The following is a 15,234-nucleotide window of genomic DNA, read 5'->3' as shown; positions in this document are numbered from 1 at the left end:
CCCCGGGCCGGCCGCCCCCGCCAATCAGTCCTGGTCGAGGAGGTGGCGGCGAAGGAACAGCACCACGGCCTGCTGGTAGACGTCCCGGTTCTCCTTCCGGCGGTAGCCGTGGCCCTCGTTCAGCGCGTTCATGTACCACACCGTCTCGCCCTTCTCTCGCAGCGCCTCGACGATCTGCTCGGCCTCGGTCACCGGCACCCGCGGGTCGTTCTCGCCCTGCACCACCAGCATGGGCACGGCGATCTTCTCCACGTTGTTCAGCGGGCTGATCTTCTCCAGATGCGCCCGCATCTCCGGGACGCGTTCGTCGCCGTATTCCGCCCGGCGGAGATCCCGGCGGTAGTCCTCGGTGTTCTCGAGGAAGGTGACGAAGCTGGAGATGCCGACGATATCCACGGCGGCCTTCAGCCGGTCGCTGTAGTGCACGGCGCTGGCCAGCACCATGTAGCCGCCGTAGCTGCCGCCGAACACGGCCACGCGGTCGGCGTCCAGGTCCGGCCGCGTGCCGATCCAGTCCAGCAGCGCGCCGATGTCGCGCACCGGGTCCTCCCGCTTGTAGGCGTTGTCCATGGCCAGGTAGGACTTGCCGTAGCCCGCGGAGCCGCGCACGTTGGGCACCACCACGGCGACGCCGAGCTTCGCGAGCCACATCTGGTAGGTGCTGCTGAATGCCGGCCGCGCCTGGCTCTCGGGTCCGCCGTGTATCGAGACCACGACCGGGAACGGGCCGTCTCCCTCGGGCTTGTACAGCCAGGCGGGCACGCTCAGGCCGTCGAAGCTCTCGAAGCGCACCAGTTCGGGCTCGACGAAGGTGTCGGTGTCCAGGCCGCCCACCTCGCTGTGGGTCCAGCGGGTCAGCTCGCTGTGGGCAAGCGGATCCTCGCGGAGCGCGAGCACGAAGGTGTCGCTGGGCGTCTGCGGCGTGTTCAGCGTCATCGCGAGGCGGCTGCCGTCCGGGCTGAAACCGACGCTGCCGACGAGGCCGGTGGGGATGCCGCCGACGGCGCGGTACTCGCGGCTCGCCGGGTCCAGCAGATAGAGCCGGCTGAGGCCGTCCTCGTTGACCGCGAACACCGCCCGGCGCCGGTCCTTGCTGAATGCCATGCCCTCCACGTCCCACGGGATGTCGGCCGTCACGATGACCGGTTCGGCGCCGGCCTCGAGCGGCTGCCAGGCCAGTTGCCTGAACTCGCCGTCCCGGTCGGTGATAAACCAGTAGCCCTCGCCGGCGTGATCGAAGCCGAGCGGCCAGTTGCTTGAGAGGTCGCCGTCGCCGCCGGCCAGCAGTGTGGTATCGCCGGATTCCAGATCGAGCAGGTGGATACGGGAATCGGTGATGCTCACGTAATTCAGGATCAGCAGACGCTCGCCGGCCTCGTCGAAATCAACCGGGCCCCACCAGGTGCCGTCGGGCGCGGCGAGCACCAGGCGCGCCTCCCCGGGTTCTTGCAGCGGCATCATCCAGACGTCGTTGGAGGCGCCGTTGCGCCGCGTGCTCTGGAAGGCGATGCGCTCGCCGTCCCGGGCCCAGACCACGGCCCCATTGCGCGACTCTCCGTCGGTGATCATTCGCGAGCGGGACAGAACCGGATCGAAGACGAACAGCTGGCTGAACTCGTTGCCGCCCGCATCCATGGCGAAGACGAGGTGCGAGCCTTCGGGCTGCCGCGATACCTGGGAGACCGGCTCCTCGAAGAAGGTGAGCTGGTGACGCGCGCCGCCGGGCATGTCCACCCGGTGAATCTGTTCCACCTCGCCGAAGCGGGTGGACACGTAAAGGCTCTCGCCGTCCGCCGTCCAGTCCAGGAAGCCCGCCGAACGCACGTTCTGATACCTGTTCAGATCGTCGACGATCGTCTGCGGGATCGCCGGGATGTCCTCCAGTATCAGGTTGCCGTCGTTCAGCGCCCGGCGTTCGACCTCCGCCTGCAGGGGTTGCGCCAGCACCGCGGTCAGCAAAGTGCACAGGAAAGCGGCGATTCTCGTCATGGTCTCGTCCTTGTGTTCATTGGACTGGTCTTCTTCGGACCAGGGCGCGGGAGAGGTTAGCCATGCCCCCGGCAGGGCACAATCGAACGCACGCAAATTGGTCGCCCGCTCAAGGAAAAATGCCGCAACGCCACTTTACAGCCGATTCCCGACGCCGCAGATTGGCGGGACGCCGAGAGGAGGCCGCCATGAAATACCGCTTCGATCCCGAGGGCCAGCGCCTGCCCATCAAACTCGACTCAACATCCAACGCCGAGTACGCACCCATCCCGCTGGAGCCGCGCAACGAACATGCGAATGCGCTCGCCCAGGAGGCCGCGAGCGAGAACGCGAAACGCCTCGGGATGCCGCGGCGCGCTTTCCTCATCAGCGCGGCCGGCGCCGCCACCTCGCTGCTGGCCATGAACCGGGCGAACGCGGCCGCCGGCAAGGGCGCCGGATTCTTCGCCCTCGACGACGAGACCGGCCTGGACGTGCAACTCGCCGAGGCCGGCATCGGCAAGAAGGAATTCATCTTCGACGTGCAGGGTCATTACGTGCCGCCCAGCGTCGCGCAGGAGCGCAAGGAGGAATGCGCGAAGTTCGACTACGTGAGCCGCGACTACATGCGCTGCCTCGGCGCAGACGACTTCGTGAAGGACGTGTTCCTGGATGCCGACACCGACATGATGGTGCTCTCCTTCGTGCCTTCCCGCCGGAATGCCGAGCCGCTCACCATCGAGGAGGCGGACGCCACGCGGCGCATCGTCGACGAACTGGAGGGCACCCATCGGCTGCTGATCCACGGCCGGGTGAACCCGAACCAGGAAGGCGACCTCGAGGACATGGACGAACTCGCCGAAAAGTACGGCGTCTCGGCGTGGAAGACCTACACCCAGTGGGGACCGGATGGAGAAGGCTTCTATCTCACGGACGACGTGGGCATCCGCTTCATCGAGAAGGCCCGCTCACTCGGCGTGAAGAATATCTGCATCCACAAGGGCATCCCGTTCGGCCGCCAGTCCTACGAGCACTCGCTGTGCACCGACGTCGGCCCGGCCGCGAAGCGCTTCCCCGACGTGAACTTCCTGATCTATCACTCCGGCTGGATACCCGGTCAGCCCGAAGGACCCTACGACCCCGACCGGGGCGAGGGACTGGACGGCCTGATCCGCTCGCTGGAGGAGGCTGGCATCGGCAAGGGCTCGAACGTCTACGCAGAACTGGGCAGCACCTGGCGCGGGCTCATGCGCGACACCGACGGCGCCGCCCACGGCATCGGCAAGCTGGTGAAGCACCTGGGCGAGGACAACGTGCTGTGGGGCACCGACTCGATCTGGTACGGCTCGCCCCAGGACCAGATTCAGGCCTTCCGCGCGTTCCAGATCGCGCCTGAAGTGCGAGACGAGCACGGCTATCCCGAGATCACCGACACGCTGCGGGCGAAGATCTTCGGACTGAATGCGCTGAAGCCCTACGGCATCTCGCTGGACGAGGCCCGGATGCGGGCGGGGAACGATCTCGTGGAACAGCGTCGCGCCGAGTACTCCGACCGGCGCGACCCCCACCACCTGACCTTCGGGCCGAAGACACGACGGGAATTCCTGAAGTTCATGGGGTAGACAGTCGGCCCGCCGGAGAATACAGCCCGCGACGCCGGTCGCGCCGCGGGCTGTGGAGCATCGCCGATCCAGGGAATGATGGGCGGCTCGTTACCGAGATCCGTCGCCCTCCGTACGCGTGCTCACGTGCACGCCACCGCTGCCGTAGTAGAGGCGTTTCAGATCCCAGGACAGCGACGGGCGGCTCTCGTCGGCAGCTGCCGTCGCAAAAAGCACGGTATCGCTGAGATTGACGGGCGCCGACCAGGCCTCATCGATCGAATTCCGCGACGCGTACCAGATATCGCCTGTGCCGTCGGCATCACGATTGGACGCGAATACGATCTCGAGACCCCCGCGACCCACGTTCGGCTGCCGGTCGGCACTCGGCGTATTGAGTTCCGTTACCGCCATGCCGGACTCGAACGAACCATCGATGCGCATGCGGCTCTCGTAGATGTCCTGGCCCGCGACGTACCCGGAGGCCGCGTCCGGTCCTGTCGAGAAGTAGAGCAGCGTCCCCGCTGCCGTCTGCACGAGTGACGGGCTCAGTTCGTTGCCGGCGGTGTTCGGCCCGGCCGGTGCGCAACCGAGATTGCGTGGTTCGCTCCAGACGTCCTGACCCGGGTTGTAGTAGGAGACATAGATGTCCGTGCCACCGCAGCCGCCACCGCGATTGGAAACGAAGAGCAGCATGTTTCCGGGCAGCGGGGTCGGACAGAAGTCCTGCACGTCGCCTTCCGCCGTCGGCGGCTTACTCACCGGATCCGCCACCTTGGTCCGGTTGCCGAAGCTTCCGGAGCGACCGTTCCGCTCGTAGTAGAAGATATCGAGCGAACCCTCGAAGCCACCCGCGACGAACAGCCTGTTTCCGTCCCGCGTTTCAATGGGGCATCCGCCAGCCAGGCCGGTGAACGTGCTCGGACTCCAGCCCGAGAACTGCGGCCCTGCTGCGACAGCTGCCGAATAGAGAAGCGCCGCCGGTAACAGCATGCTGCAAAGCGTCAAATTCGTATGTGATCGCATCTCTCTCCCTCCGCTCTTGTTATTTGAAGACAGCGGCCGGCCCTGCCCTGGCCGGTTCCGCAGTACTCCCGACGGTAGGAGGAGTGGCGACGGGCTGCATGAAGACAGCGTGAAGAAAGCATGAAGTTGCGTCACGCGGCCGCCCGGAGGACACTGAACGACCCCCTGCCCGCCCGCGGACGGTTACGCATGGGAGAGACCGAACACAGCCGGAAGTGCTACCGGATCGGGGATCTGACTCTCGATACGGGGACGCATGAGCTCACCCGGGGCGATGAGCATATCGAGCTGCCGCCGCTCTCCTACCGCTTGCTGATGCTACTCGTGGACCGGGCACCGGCCGTCGTCATGCAGGACGAGATCGCAGAGCGTATCTGGGCGGGGAGAGTGGTCAGCCCGGAGACGATAACGCAGCGTGTGAAGCTGCTCCGCCAGGCGCTTGGCGACGACGCCAGACACCCTCGGTACATTGCTCTGATCCGCGGCCAGGGGTACCGGCTGCTGCCGGACGTGCAGGCAGTGGAGAACACTGCGGGCACACCGCATGGCGGGCCCCGTGCAAGCAGCCGCCGGCGGTCGGCCATCCTGGTGCTGGGTCTCGCCGTGGTCGCCGTCACCGCACTCGCCTACCTGCCCGGACTCCTGACGACGGGCGGACCCGACGGGCCGGGCCACGCAGAACGGATCCCGATGGAGAAATCCGTCGCGGTACTGCCGTTCGAGGACATGAGCGCCGACGGCGACGCGACCTATCTCGGGGACGGCATCGCCGACGAAGTGCTGCATCGACTGAATCAGTCCGGGGACCTGCTGGTCATCGCACGGACCTCGTCTTTCGCCCTCCGCGATGCCGGCCTGGACATCCCCGCGATCGCCGCCCGACTCGGCGTCCGCTACGTGCTGCAGGGCAGTGTCCGCCAGGCCGGCGGCACCGTCCGAGTCACCGCGCAGCTGGTCGACGTAAGGCAGAATACACAGATATGGTCCGAGGCATACGAGCGAACACTGGAGGACGTGCTGAGCGTCCAGCAGGACATCGCCACGGCGATCGGCGACGTCCTGGAGCTGCACCTGGGTGGCCCGGACCCCCAATCCGGCGAATACGATCCCGCAGCCTACCGACACTATCTCCGCGGCCAGTTCTTCTGGAACCGCCGCGGCGCTGGTGACGTCGCCCGTGCGGAGACGAGCTACCGGCAGGCGCTGGACATCGACCCGACTCTGGCGCCGGCCTGGGTGGGTATGGCTGCGGTGGCGATGGCGGGCTTCTACGACGAGGGTCGGGGCTCGCTCGCCGCGACCCGGCAGGCCCAGCGTCAGGCGCTGGAACGCGCCCTGGCCCTCGATCCGAACCTGGCGGAGGCACACGCGCGGATGTGCCAGCTGCTCTGGTCGGTGGGAGAGTATGCCGCCGGCCGCCGGCACATGCAGCGTGCCCGCGAACTCGCGCCGAACAGCCCCCTCATCCTCGTGCTCGACGCGGGATACCGGATGTGGACGGGCGATCTCGACGGGTCCATAGCGCTGTCGCGGCGTGCGATCGCCGTCAACCCGCTGGCGTCTTCGTACCATTACAACCTGGGACTCACGCTGATCCTCGCCGGCCGTGCGGACGAAGGGCTCACAGAGCTCAATCAGGCGATCGCTCTGAACCCGGCCCTGAACCCCGCTTTTCTGATCGCGCTGGCCCGCCTCCACCAGGGACGTTACGAGGAAGCGCGGAGCCTCGTCGACGAGTTCGCCTATCCGGCCGATCGTCATGCCGTCGACGCGATCGCGCTGCGCGAGCTCGGACAGGAGGCGGCGGCGGCGAACGCGATGCAGGAACTCGAATCGCTGGAATCGGCCCGCGCCATCCTTCAGACGGCACACGTGAAGGCCTGGTTCGGCGACACCGAGGCCCCTTTCCGTGCCCTCGAGGAACTGAAGCGGCTCACCCGCCAGAGGCCGGAGACGATCCCGGAAGCCGACGACGTGCTAATGACCCTGGTGAAGCTGCGTTTCGCGCCCTACCTCCGCGGCGCCCACAGCACCGAGCGCTGGCAGGAGTCGATCGAATCCGTCGCCGCGCAATGGCACGACGCCGTGGACGATGCCGCCTCACCGGGCGCTAGCCCCGACGCATCCTGACCCGGATCGCGTCCTCCTGATCCATCGCCTCGAGCTGGTCCTCGAAGTCCCTTACGGTCTCGTCGATCTCCGGGAGGATGACGTTCTCCAGTGCCCGGGCGCGGCGCTCGGTCTTGCGGTAGTCCTGCAGCAGGCGCGCGATGTTCGTGGCGATGGCGGCCATTCTCGCCGCGCCGTCGATCAGCGCGCGGAACGCCTCGGCGCAGAGTTCCGCCTCGATGGACGGCAGCACCGCGGGCGCGCAGCGATCCACGGTCTCGCCCTGCGTGCTCGCCTCGAACAGTCGCAGGTCGAGGAACCTCCGCTCGTCCAGCGCCAACGAACCATCCTCGAACGGCCGCGATGGATAGACCTGCACGCCCTCCAGGCCGTGGAAGCCGACGGCGCGACCGAGCGCGGTGACGGCATCGGCGTGGGCGGCGGAGAATTCCTCGTACAGCGCCTGGTGGCGGCGGAGTTCGCGCATGATCTCGCTGGCGATCAGCATCCGCTTCTGCTCCAGGAACTCGAAGCCCTCGCGCACGACCTTCTGCTCGTCGCGCAGCTCCTGCAGCTGACCGCGGCTGGCCGACTGCTGGCGGCGGAAGTCAGCCATCGTCGTCCGCGCCGCCCTCGCCTTCGCCGGCCTGCGCCGCCTTGCCGAGGTGCTCGCGTACCTGCGCCTCGCTCAGCCGCGAGAGCTCGGCCCGCGGCAGGCCCTTCAGTATCTCCCACCCCACCTTCATGCTCTCGTCCAGCCGGCGCGGGCCTTCCTGGGAGATGAGCTTCTGCTCGAACGCATCGCCGAAGTCGAGATACTGCCGATCGGTCTCGGTGAGACCCTCATGACCCATCACGCTCGCCAGCACCCGGATCTTCGCGGTGCGCGCATAGGCGGCGAAGAGCTGATGGGCCAGGGCCGGATGGTCGGCGTGCGTGACTCCCTTGCCGATGCCGTCGTCCATCAGGCGGGACAGGCTGGCAAGCACGTCGATGGGCGGGTACACGCCCCGGCGGTCCAGCTCGCGGCTGAGCACGATCTGACCCTCGGTGATGTAGCCGGTGAGGTCCGGGATGGGGTGGGTGATGTCGTCGCCGGGCATGGTCAGTATCGGCAGCTGGGTGAGCGTGCCCTCCCGCGCCCGCAGACAGCCGGCGCGCTCGTAGATGGTGGCCAGGTCCGAGTACAGGTAACCGGGATAGCCCTTGCGGCTGGGAATCTCGCCGTGGCCGGCGGACACCTCGCGCAGCGCCTCGCAGTAGTTGGTCATGTCGGTCATGATCACCAGTACGTGGCGCGACTCGACGAAGGCCAGATATTCCGCCGCGGTCAGCGCGTAGCGCGGCGTCAGCAGGCGCTGGGTGCTGGGCTCGCTGGCCCGGTTCAGGAACATCACCGTGTGCTCCAGCGCGCCTGTCTCCTGCATGGCAGCCCGGAAGCGCTCGGCGGTGTCGTGGGAGACGCCGATGCCGACAAAGACAATGGCGAACGCGCCCGCCTCCTCCCCCAGCAGCCGCGCCCGGCTGGCGATGTCGATGGCCAGCCGGTCGTGGGGCAGGCCGCCACCGGAGAACAGCGGCAGCTTCTGGCCCCGCACGAGGCTGTTCATCAGGTCTATGGCGGTGACGCCGGTCTCGATGAAATCCTGCGGCCGATGCCGGGCCACCGGGTTGATGGCCGAGCCGTCCACCGGCAGGTAGCGCTCGGCGGGGATCGGCGGACCGCCGTCGATGGGCCGGCCGAGACTGTCGAGGATGCGCCCCTGCAGGCCCGGCCCGACACCGAGTTCGAGCGGCTTCTCGCGGATGCGAACGCGCGTGTCGTCGAGGCTCAGGCCCTCGGTGGCGCCGAGGATCTCCACCACGATCTCATCGTCGCCCAGCGCGGCCACCCGCCCGTAGCGCAGCGTGCCGTTCCGGCCGATGACTTCGACGGCAGCATCCAGGCCCACGCTGACCGTGCGTTGCAGAAACAGAAGCGGGCCTTCCAGGCGGCGGGCGGCGCCCGTGAGGGTGATTTCAGCTTCCATCGTTATTCGCCTCGCCATCGTCCTGGCCATTGCCCTCGCTTTCAGCCACGGCTTCCTCCCGGCTGGCGGCCGCTTTCTCCCCGCCGTCGCCGCCGCCTCCGTCGAGTTCGTGGAACTCGGCCTCCACCTGGCGCCGGAGTTCGTCGATCTTCTCGAGTTCGTCCTCGCCCACCTCCTCGCCCAGCCGGCGCAGACGCGCAAGGGATGGAACGGCGGCGATGTCCGCGGGGCTCGCACCGGCCGCGAGCGCCTGCTCGGCCAGCGTGATGAACTTCAGCAACAGGTCGAGCATGGCCTGCTGACGGGCCGGCGAGCAGTAGCGGTCGGTCTCGGAGAACGAGGATTGGCGCAGGAAACCGTCGTTCACCAGTTCCGCATTCAGCAGCGTCACCTGATGCACCGGCGGCAGCGCGTCCTTGCCGATGATGCGCGCCATGCGCTCAAGGCTCTGCTGCTCCTCCAGCAGCACCAGCACCCGCTGGCGTTTGCGGTCCCAGTCCGGGTCGCCCTGGCTCTTCCACCAGCGGGCGAGTTCGACCGCATCCTCGGAGTAGGAGTGCAGCGGGTGTACCGCCGGGTAGAAACGGGCCTGGGCCCGCTCCCGGTCCAGCGCCCAGAAGCAGCGCACGTAGCGCTTGGTATGCATGGTCACCGGTTCCGAGAAGTCGCTGGCGGGCGGACTCACGGCACCGATGATGGTCACCGAACCTTCCTCGCCGCCCAGCGTCTTCACCCGCGCGGCGCGCTCGTAGAAGTCCGCCAGACGCGAGCTGAGATAGGCCGGATAGCCGGACTCCGCCGGCAGCTCGCCGAGGCGCCCCGAGACCTCCCGCAGGGCCTCGGCCCAGCGGCTCGTGGAGTCGGCCATGAGCGCCACGTGCCGGCCCTGGTCACGGAAAAACTCGGCCACGGTGATACCGGTGTAGATGCTCGCCTCCCGCGCAGCCACCGGCATGTTCGACGTATTGGCAATGATCACCGTGCGCTCCATGAGCGGACGGCCGGTGCGCGGGTCCTCCAGCTTCGGCAGCTCGTCCAGTACCTCGGCCATCTCGTTGCCCCGCTCGCCGCAGCCGACGTAGACGATCACGTCGGCATCGCACCACTTGGCGAGCGCCTCCTGCAGGATGGTCTTGCCGGTGCCGAAGCCGCCCGGGAGCATGCCGCGCCCGCCACGGGCGATGGGGAACAGGGTGTCGAGTATGCGCTGGCCCGTGATCAGCGGCGCGCCCACCGGCAGTCTCTGCGCCACCGGGCGGGGCCGGCGCACCGGCCAGTGCTGAATGAGGCGGATCTCCGCGCCGTCACCGCCATTGCCGCCATTGCCGCGCGAGGGCCCGTCGGGCTCGATGCGGCACACCACGTCCTCGAGACCGTACTCGCCGGCTTCCGCCACCTCGGCGACGCGGCCGCCGGCACCCGCCGGCACCAGACACTCGACCGCATGGGCCTTCTCGCCGGCCCGCCCGATGCTCTGTCCGGGTTCCACTTCGTCGCCCGCGGCGACGGCCGGCGTGAAGGCGTAGCGCTGCGTCTCCGCGCCCTGTGCCGTCATGCCGGCACGCACGAACAGCTCGCCCTCGTCGCCGAGGGGGCGCAGCAGCCCGTCGAATATCTGCCCGAGCAGATGGGGCCCGAGGCCGACGCTGAGCGCCCGGCCCGTGCCCTCGATACGGTCCCCGGGTTGCAGTCCGGAAGTCCTTTCGTAGACCTGCGCCGTGAAGACGTCGCCCTGCAGCTGTATGACCTCGCCGAGCAGCTTGTCGGGGCCGACATGAATGGCCTCCTGCACGTGAAAGGGCTGCTGCGTGCGCGCGCGCAGCACCGGTCCGCCGATCCACTGGATGGTCGCGACGGTCATGATGCGCCTCCGCCAAATCCGTCCTGCCCGTCCGGCCCGTCCGGCCCGTCGGCCAGGCCGTAGTACTCGGCCAGCAGCCGGGCTTCGAGTTCGGGGCCCCGGCCCATCAAGCCGTCGAGCGTCCCGTCCAGGCTCGCGCCGGCACCCTCGATGACTATCCCGATCCTCAGACCGGCGGCGATGTCTTCGCGGGCGTTCAGACTCGGCGGTTCGCCGGCCGCCTCGCCGGCACGTGCCGAGAACGCCTCGCGCTCTTCCTCCGGCCAGCCGGCGGCGTACTCCACCTCCCAGGTGCCGGACGGCAGCACGGCCGCCGCCTGCTCGAGCAGCGACGACGCCCACGCCTGCCGCGAGGCGGGCTCCTGCCAGCGCGCCTGCAGCGACCGGGCCAGGAGTTCCCTGCCCGCCCGCAGCACCAGGCGGGCCTTGCCGAGCTCACGGCGACGTGCCCGCGCCTCGTCGCCCGCGCGCACGCGCGTGATGCCGGCGTCGACCTCGCCGCGCAGTTCCTCGATTGCCTCGCGCACCCGCTGCCGCGCATCGCGCCGGGCAGCATGTACCCGCTCCAGCGCGGTCTCGTAGGCGCGGTCCAGGATCTTCTCGATCTCGGCCGCCTCGTAGCGCCGCACCAGCCCGACCATGCTGTCGACCTGCCTCTCGACGATGCCGCCTGTGTCGTTCATTGTCCGTTCACTGCTCCAGTCCGAATGCCCTGTTGATGACCGCGGCGAGATCGGGCGGCTCGCCGCCCTGCGCGTCGGGCACCACCACGACCGGCGGCGCACCCTGGCGGTGCACACGCTCGAGTTCGTCGCCGTCGATGCCGCCGGCGCTGCCGGCCCCGATCAGGATCAGCGCGGCATCCTCCCGGCGAGCCGACGCCAGCGCTTCTCCCGCCTCGTCGGGACCCGCGGCGACGACACGCAGGCCCGCCAGCCGGTAGCCCGCGCCGGTGACCTCGTCGCCGATGAAGACCGCCCCGAGCACGTCAGCCGAGTCGGTTCAGGATGAGGATGGCGACGATGAGCCCGTAGATGGCGATACCCTCGGCCAGGCCGACCAGGATGATGATGCGGCCGAACAGCTCCGGCTTCTCCGCCAGCGCTCCGACGGCGGCGCTGCCCACCTTGGCCACGGCATAGCCGCCGGCGGCGGCGGACAGGGCCGCGGACGCGGCTGCCGCGGCGAAGCCCCAGCGCAGGGCGCCCTCGCCGATGCCGGCGCCGGCGACGCCTTCCTCGACAGCCAGCAACGGCAGGCTGGTGATCATCAGGAACGCGCCGAGTCCGACGGTGATCAGGGCAAGGCCGATGAGTCCTGCGAGGATCATCTTCATACTGGTCATGCTTTACTCCCTTTGGTGGGTGTGCGGGTTTCGGGCGGCGGCAGCGGCCGGAACGGACGGCCGGTCGCCTTCAGGAATCGGATGAAGAATTCGAACAGCAGCAGGCGGGTGGTCTGGATGCCCACGATGAGCCCTTCGAGGGCGATGATCAGGGCGTTGCCGAGCGCCAGCACGATCAGCATCCCGGTCACGCTGCCGGTGGCTTCGGCCATGCCGACCACGGCGACGCCCAGCCCGGCGTGGGCGAGTGCGAAGGCGCCCACGCGGACGAAGGAAACCGTATTCACCGCCAGCTGGAACAGGGACTCGACGAACTCGCCGGCGGCCTGGCCCAGGGCGGCGGGCGTCCGCTCCCCGGCGCTGACGAACGCCTCGCCGAAGACATACCAGAGAGAACCGGCCACCGCGACGTACAGGAAGCGCACATCGAAGAAGCTCGCCACCAGCGCGAGGAAGGACACCATGAGTCCCACGCGCCGGTGCCACCAGATGGACCATTGCCCCATCCAGCGCCATTGCACGGCGTCCAGCACCAGGCCCAGCAGCAGCACGAGGATGCCGAAGCCGAGGGACGTGCCCAGTAGCGTCAACGGCTGCTCGAGCGGGTGCAGCCACAGCGCCGGGATAATGTCCTCCCGCGCGAACACGCTGCCGAAGGCGAGGCCGAAGCCCATCGAGGCGATGCCTCCGGGGATGAGGATGCCGAGCGGGGGGATCTTCCGGTACAGGAACAGGCCGGCGACCAGCAGCACGGCGCCCTGACCGACGTCGCCGAACATGAAACCGAACATCAGCGGCGCGAGGACGGCCACGATCATGCTGGGGTCGGTCTCCTCGCCGCCCGGGGTGCCCAACTGGCGGGCGAAGAATTCGAACGGTCGGGCCCAGGAGGGGTTCCTGAGCAGCATGGGTATCGGATAGCCCGCCGGCGGCTCGCACAGGCGCATCAGGTAGCGGACACCCGCCTCCTCCAGCGCAGCGTGGATCCCCGCGCCGTCGGTATCGCTGGTCCAGCCGGTAATCCAGGCGAAACTCTCGCTGCTGGGAAAACTCGGCACGTGGTGGGCCATCCAGTCGAGCAGTTCGAAGGCGCCGATGATCTGCGCGATGCCGTGCTCGTCGTTCAGTGACTGCAGCCGTTCGCCCAGGTGCTGGTCTTCGCGGCCCAGTTCGGCGAGGCGATCGCGGATCTCGGCCAGCGCCGCGTCCGGCTCGCCGGCGAGCCCCTCGGGCAGAGCCAGCGGCTCCGCCTTCATGCCCGTCAGTATGCTGGCCAGGGATTCGTACTCGCCCCTGGGTCCGACCGCCAGCAGATAGGTCTCGTCGTCCAGGGCGATGCGCTGGATTATGACCCCGGCGGGCACGCCCTCCGGCCAGGTCTCCGGCGGCATGCGGAACAGGCCGCAGCCGATGGTCGGACCCGCCGCGGCAAGTCCGGCGGGGCTCGGCAGCGCCTCGGGCGCCTCGTTCAGCAGGCGTTCGAGACGGGTCAGCTTCGAGCGTTCCCGCCGCAGTTCCTCCAGCCGCGCGATGAGGGGCTGCGCGTCGTCGGCCCAGCCGCGCAGGACCGCCACGGAGGCCTCGGCGCTTCGTGGGTCCAGGTTCGGCGTGGCGGGCGGCGGTTCGGGCCAGTAGCGGCCGTAGCTCCGCGCCAACTCCCGGTACTCGGCCAGCACGGCCTGCAGCTCGGGCGTCGCAACGCTCTCCGCGCTGGTGCTGTGGGACTGCAGTTCCACCGCGCCCGTATCGGCGAGCGCCTTCAGTGCGGCGGTGGCCTCGGAGCGCGGGGTGAGGACCTCGAACCAGCGGGCGGGGCGCGAACGGAAGCTCATGCAGCGGCTCCCGCCACCCCCCGTCCGGATAATGCCTGCCGCCTCACGAGCCCGCCCCGGAAGCGCTGCACGTCCAGCGCGGTCAGCAACAGATGGGCGAACACGGCGGCGGGACCCAGCGCGTGGCGCCGGAACACCGTCGTCACGCGGTGCTCGAGGCGCTCGTGCAGACTGGCCGCGCGGGAGACGGAGGCCTGCTCCGGATCCCGGTTTTCCGCGATCCAGTCATCGACGGCCTTCTCCAGCGCAGCGAGCCCGGCCTGCTCGTCCGAGTCCGTCGACGGCATGCGCGCGCACCACCACTCGCGCCACTCGTCCAGGCTGCCGGGCGCCTCCGCTTCGGTTCCCCCATCCGCGACCAGCCATTCCGGCGGCTCTTCGGCCACGACGATATGGGCGGCCGTCGGCACATCCGGCAGGCAGCCGCACCACTCGATCGCATCCCGCCAGGGCTCCGGGGCCCAGGATGCGACTTGCTGCACGTAGTGACGCCAGGAACGGCGCAGGGAGGCCTCGAGCCGGTGGATGCCGTCCTCGGCGTTCAGGCCCTCCGCCCAGACAGCCAGCACGCCGGTGCGTGCCGCCTCCAGGTAAGCGTGGGCCGATTCGCAGGATTCGAGGCGGCTCCAGTCCGAATCGTCCGGGCGCCTGCCGTGCCGCGCCTGTATGCGTGCCTGCACATAGCTAAAGCCCGCGCCGGTCATCTTCGCTTCCGCCGCACAGATGCGCGGCCAGGCGATCCGCCGCGCGACGCACCCGCTCACGTTCCTCGTCACTGAGATTCAGGGGTTCTTCATCCGCCTCGCCGCGCTCCTCGGCCCGACGGGTTTCCCGGCGCACGGCATCGGCGCACAGATCGTGCGCACGCCGTATGCGTTCGGCAGCACGCTGCTCGATACGGCGGACCTGCTCGTTGGCTTCGGCGATGATGGCGGCGCCACGGCGCTCGCCGGCGCGTATGGCATCACGGGCAGCCTGCTCGGCCTCCAGCACATGATCCATCGCGCTCGTCACACTGGCCTCGCGTCCGGAGACAGGAGACTTCTTCTGCATCGCCCTGACCTCCCGCAGCTCCGATGCCGTGGCCGGGCCGGCGCACGGAACAAGAATCCGCGCGCCGCACAAGCCATGGTAGCCGCAGCCGATCTGCAGCCGTCATCGGGAAAAGCCCTTATCGGATCAGGGTTTTCGCGCGGGAGGGCCCGGCGGTCAGGTCATCGAGACTTCGGTGAACTCCGCCAGGAACTCGACCATGCGACGCAGCCGCCGCCGGTCGAAGGCCGCCGGTCCGGGCAGCGGGCGATCGGCCACGACCCAGCGCACGCCGTGGCGGTCGCACCAGGCCCAGGTCAGGCGACCCACCTGCTGCACGTCGCTGTAGGTGCCGCACTGGGGGCAGCCGATCGGGCGCCGGCGCTCCAGCGGGAAGGGGATGATGTCGGCTTCGGGCATGATCCGTCGC

The 15,234-nt window shown here is 68.9% G+C and carries 14 protein-coding genes; 2 read left to right on the top strand and 12 right to left on the bottom strand.

The window, feature by feature from the left end; genetic code table 11:
- Nucleotides 1-24: 24 nt before the first annotated feature.
- Nucleotides 25-1,989, bottom strand: coding sequence for a S9 family peptidase (locus ACJMKZ_RS00790; protein WP_405231260.1), 1,965 nt, complete (start codon nucleotides 1,987-1,989; stop codon nucleotides 25-27).
- 188 nt (nucleotides 1,990-2,177) lie between these two features.
- On the opposite strand from ACJMKZ_RS00790, the gene ACJMKZ_RS00785 reads away from it, so the two are divergent.
- Complete coding sequence (locus ACJMKZ_RS00785) at nucleotides 2,178-3,590, top strand: amidohydrolase family protein (RefSeq protein ID WP_405231258.1); 1,413 nt, start codon at nucleotides 2,178-2,180, stop codon at nucleotides 3,588-3,590.
- Between the two features lie 90 nt (nucleotides 3,591-3,680).
- Here the strand turns inward: ACJMKZ_RS00785 and ACJMKZ_RS00780 are convergent, their stop codons facing one another.
- Complete coding sequence (locus ACJMKZ_RS00780) at nucleotides 3,681-4,331, bottom strand: hypothetical protein (RefSeq protein WP_405231256.1); 651 nt, start codon at nucleotides 4,329-4,331, stop codon at nucleotides 3,681-3,683.
- 453 nt (nucleotides 4,332-4,784) lie between these two features.
- On the opposite strand from ACJMKZ_RS00780, the gene ACJMKZ_RS00775 reads away from it, so the two are divergent.
- Nucleotides 4,785-6,725 carry a winged helix-turn-helix domain-containing tetratricopeptide repeat protein gene (locus tag ACJMKZ_RS00775; protein ID WP_405231254.1) on the top strand — a complete coding sequence of 647 codons (1,941 nt, stop codon included), beginning with the start codon at nucleotides 4,785-4,787 and terminating at the stop codon, nucleotides 6,723-6,725.
- On the opposite strand, the gene ACJMKZ_RS00770 is transcribed toward ACJMKZ_RS00775, so the two are convergent.
- The 10 genes from ACJMKZ_RS00770 to ACJMKZ_RS00725 form a co-directional block, all read right to left on the bottom strand.
- Entirely contained in the window at nucleotides 6,706-7,320 is a 615-nt protein-coding gene (locus ACJMKZ_RS00770) for a V-type ATP synthase subunit D (RefSeq protein WP_405231252.1), read from the bottom strand. The genes ACJMKZ_RS00775 and ACJMKZ_RS00770 overlap by 20 nt on opposite strands.
- A complete protein-coding gene (locus ACJMKZ_RS00765; RefSeq protein WP_405231250.1) occupies nucleotides 7,313-8,734 on the bottom strand; it encodes a V-type ATP synthase subunit B in 1,422 nt (473 codons plus the stop codon). The genes ACJMKZ_RS00770 and ACJMKZ_RS00765 overlap by 8 nt, the downstream gene beginning before the upstream one ends.
- Nucleotides 8,724-10,595 (bottom strand): V-type ATP synthase subunit A, encoded by a 1,872-nt coding sequence (locus ACJMKZ_RS00760; protein WP_405231248.1) that lies wholly within the window; start codon nucleotides 10,593-10,595, stop codon nucleotides 8,724-8,726. The genes ACJMKZ_RS00765 and ACJMKZ_RS00760 overlap by 11 nt, the downstream gene beginning before the upstream one ends.
- Nucleotides 10,592-11,278: a hypothetical protein gene (locus ACJMKZ_RS00755; RefSeq protein ID WP_405231246.1), complete on the bottom strand. Its 687-nt coding sequence runs from the start codon at nucleotides 11,276-11,278 to the stop codon at nucleotides 10,592-10,594. Before ACJMKZ_RS00755 ends, ACJMKZ_RS00760 begins: the two co-directional genes overlap by 4 nt.
- 7 nt (nucleotides 11,279-11,285) lie before the next feature.
- Nucleotides 11,286-11,582: a V-type ATP synthase subunit F gene (locus ACJMKZ_RS00750; protein ID WP_405231245.1), complete on the bottom strand. Its 297-nt coding sequence runs from the start codon at nucleotides 11,580-11,582 to the stop codon at nucleotides 11,286-11,288.
- Between the two features lies 1 nt (nucleotide 11,583).
- Nucleotides 11,584-11,940, bottom strand: coding sequence for an ATP synthase subunit C (locus ACJMKZ_RS00745; protein ID WP_405231243.1), 357 nt, complete (start codon nucleotides 11,938-11,940; stop codon nucleotides 11,584-11,586).
- Nucleotides 11,937-13,772 (bottom strand): V-type ATP synthase subunit I, encoded by a 1,836-nt coding sequence (locus tag ACJMKZ_RS00740; RefSeq protein ID WP_405231241.1) that lies wholly within the window; start codon nucleotides 13,770-13,772, stop codon nucleotides 11,937-11,939. Before ACJMKZ_RS00740 ends, ACJMKZ_RS00745 begins: the two co-directional genes overlap by 4 nt.
- Complete coding sequence (locus tag ACJMKZ_RS00735; RefSeq protein ID WP_405231239.1) at nucleotides 13,769-14,476, bottom strand: hypothetical protein; 708 nt, start codon at nucleotides 14,474-14,476, stop codon at nucleotides 13,769-13,771. Before ACJMKZ_RS00735 ends, ACJMKZ_RS00740 begins: the two co-directional genes overlap by 4 nt.
- Complete coding sequence (locus tag ACJMKZ_RS00730) at nucleotides 14,457-14,825, bottom strand: hypothetical protein (RefSeq protein ID WP_405231238.1); 369 nt, start codon at nucleotides 14,823-14,825, stop codon at nucleotides 14,457-14,459. The genes ACJMKZ_RS00735 and ACJMKZ_RS00730 overlap by 20 nt, the downstream gene beginning before the upstream one ends.
- Nucleotides 14,826-14,981: 156 nt before the next feature.
- Nucleotides 14,982-15,224: a hypothetical protein gene (locus ACJMKZ_RS00725; RefSeq protein ID WP_405231236.1), complete on the bottom strand. Its 243-nt coding sequence runs from the start codon at nucleotides 15,222-15,224 to the stop codon at nucleotides 14,982-14,984.
- Nucleotides 15,225-15,234: the final 10 nt, after the last annotated feature.

The organism is Lentisalinibacter salinarum (genome assembly GCF_040706555.1).
GTDB lineage: Bacteria > Pseudomonadota > Gammaproteobacteria > Steroidobacterales > Woeseiaceae > Lentisalinibacter > Lentisalinibacter salinarum.
This window is presented reverse-complemented; position numbering and strand designations above follow the sequence as displayed.

What these genes read in the sequence shown, in the direction of transcription:
- ACJMKZ_RS00790 (WP_405231260.1), bottom strand. Translation starts at nt 1,989, where the DNA reads ATGACGAGAATCGCCGCTTTCCTGTGCACTTTGCTGACCGCGGTGCTG.
- ACJMKZ_RS00785 (WP_405231258.1), top strand. Translation starts at nt 2,178, where the DNA reads ATGAAATACCGCTTCGATCCCGAGGGCCAGCGCCTGCCCATCAAACTC.
- ACJMKZ_RS00775 (WP_405231254.1), top strand. Translation starts at nt 4,785, where the DNA reads ATGGGAGAGACCGAACACAGCCGGAAGTGCTACCGGATCGGGGATCTG.
- ACJMKZ_RS00770 (WP_405231252.1), bottom strand. Translation starts at nt 7,320, where the DNA reads ATGGCTGACTTCCGCCGCCAGCAGTCGGCCAGCCGCGGTCAGCTGCAG.
- ACJMKZ_RS00765 (WP_405231250.1), bottom strand. Translation starts at nt 8,734, where the DNA reads ATGGAAGCTGAAATCACCCTCACGGGCGCCGCCCGCCGCCTGGAAGGC.
- ACJMKZ_RS00760 (WP_405231248.1), bottom strand. Translation starts at nt 10,595, where the DNA reads ATGACCGTCGCGACCATCCAGTGGATCGGCGGACCGGTGCTGCGCGCG.
- ACJMKZ_RS00755 (WP_405231246.1), bottom strand. Translation starts at nt 11,278, where the DNA reads ATGAACGACACAGGCGGCATCGTCGAGAGGCAGGTCGACAGCATGGTC.
- ACJMKZ_RS00745 (WP_405231243.1), bottom strand. Translation starts at nt 11,940, where the DNA reads ATGACCAGTATGAAGATGATCCTCGCAGGACTCATCGGCCTTGCCCTG.
- ACJMKZ_RS00740 (WP_405231241.1), bottom strand. Translation starts at nt 13,772, where the DNA reads ATGAGCTTCCGTTCGCGCCCCGCCCGCTGGTTCGAGGTCCTCACCCCG.
- ACJMKZ_RS00735 (WP_405231239.1), bottom strand. Translation starts at nt 14,476, where the DNA reads ATGACCGGCGCGGGCTTTAGCTATGTGCAGGCACGCATACAGGCGCGG.
- ACJMKZ_RS00730 (WP_405231238.1), bottom strand. Translation starts at nt 14,825, where the DNA reads ATGCAGAAGAAGTCTCCTGTCTCCGGACGCGAGGCCAGTGTGACGAGC.
- ACJMKZ_RS00725 (WP_405231236.1), bottom strand. Translation starts at nt 15,224, where the DNA reads ATGCCCGAAGCCGACATCATCCCCTTCCCGCTGGAGCGCCGGCGCCCG.